Consider the following 240-nt stretch of genomic DNA (forward strand, 5'->3'; position numbering starts at 1 on the left):
TGCCGGGCTGAATGCCGACCTGAAAACGTACAGCGTGACGCTTTCTGTTCCCCGTTGGGAGGCCGCGGCGCTGGAGTCGTTTCTGGCTGAGCACGGGGGCTGGAAGGCCTTTCTGTGGACGCCGCCTTATGGCTACCGGCAGATAAAGGTGACCTGCGCAAAATGGTCGTCGCGGGTCAGTATGTTGCGTGTTGAGTTCAGCGCAGAGTTTGAACAGGTGGTGAACTGATGCAGGATATC

The 240-nt window shown here is 58.3% G+C and carries 1 protein-coding gene; it reads left to right on the plus strand.

Annotated elements, in window-relative coordinates:
• Nucleotides 1-229, plus strand: a 229-nt coding sequence (locus HEN21_RS22805; RefSeq protein WP_183082978.1) for a phage tail protein, incomplete at its 5' end; no start/stop codon positions are given.
• Between the last annotated feature and the right edge of the window lie 11 nt (nt 230-240).

The sequence above is a fragment of the Escherichia sp. 93.1518 genome, assembly GCF_013368915.2.
Classification (GTDB): domain Bacteria; phylum Pseudomonadota; class Gammaproteobacteria; order Enterobacterales; family Enterobacteriaceae; genus Escherichia; species Escherichia ruysiae.